The 1,193-nt window shown below is 59.9% G+C and carries 1 protein-coding gene; it reads left to right on the top strand.

Features of this window, described 5'->3' with window-relative positions; genetic code table 11:
* A partial coding sequence (gene tuf / locus NA637_RS25050; protein ID WP_256075292.1) for an elongation factor Tu occupies window positions 1-1,193 on the top strand: 1,193 nt, incomplete at its 5' end.

Raw genomic sequence — 1,193 nt, 5'->3', positions numbered from 1 at the left:
TGGCTAAAGAAAAATTCGAACGTAACAAACCGCACCTGAACGTCGGCACCATTGGTCACGTCGACCATGGCAAGACCACGCTCACCGCAGCGCTGACCAAGGTCTGTGCCGAGACGTGGGGCGGCTCTGCGCGTGACTTCTCGCAGATCGACAATGCGCCGGAAGAGAAGGCTCGTGGTATCACCATCAACACATCCCACGTTGAATATGATTCCTCGATCCGTCACTACGCGCACGTGGACTGCCCGGGTCACGCTGACTATGTGAAGAACATGATCACCGGTGCTGCGCAGATGGACGGCGCGATCCTGGTTTGCTCGGCTGCTGACGGCCCGATGCCGCAGACGCGTGAGCACATCCTGCTGTCCCGTCAGGTTGGCGTTCCGTACATCGTTGTCTTTCTGAACAAGGCGGACATGGTGGACGACGCCGAGCTGCTTGAGCTGGTCGAGATGGAGGTGCGTGACCTGCTGTCGGCTTACGACTTCCCGGGCGACGACACGCCGATCATTATCGGCTCTGCGCTGATGGCCCTGAACGGTCAGGACGACAACGAGATGGGCACCACTGCGGTCAAGAAGCTGGTCGAGACGCTGGACACCTACATCCCGGAGCCTGAGCGTGCGATCGACAAGCCCTTCCTGATGCCGATCGAGGACGTGTTCTCGATCTCTGGTCGCGGTACCGTTGTGACGGGTCGTGTTGAGCGCGGCATCGTCAAGGTTCAGGAAGAGATCGAGATCGTTGGTATTCGTGCCACGACCAAGACTACCTGCACCGGCGTCGAAATGTTCCGTAAGCTGCTCGACGAAGGTCGTGCGGGTGAGAACGTCGGCGTGCTGCTGCGCGGCACCAAGCGTGATGACGTTGAGCGTGGTCAGGTCCTGGCCAAGCCGGGCACCATCAAGCCGCACACCAAGTTCGAAGGCGAAGTCTACGTCCTGAGCAAGGAAGAAGGCGGTCGTCACACGCCGTTCTTCAAGGGCTACCGTCCGCAGTTCTACTTCCGTACGACTGACGTGACCGGTAGCTGCGAGCTGCCCGAAGGCGTCGAGATGGTAATGCCGGGCGACAACATCAAGATGGTGGTTACCCTGATCGCTCCGATCGCCATGGAAGACGGCCTGCGCTTCGCGATTCGCGAAGGTGGCCGTACCGTCGGCGCCGGCGTGGTTGCCAAGATCATCGAATAA

Origin of the sequence: Stutzerimonas stutzeri, from assembly GCF_024448935.1 — a bacterium.
GTDB classification, from domain to species: domain Bacteria; phylum Pseudomonadota; class Gammaproteobacteria; order Pseudomonadales; family Pseudomonadaceae; genus Stutzerimonas; species Stutzerimonas stutzeri_AO.
This window is presented reverse-complemented; position numbering and strand designations above follow the sequence as displayed.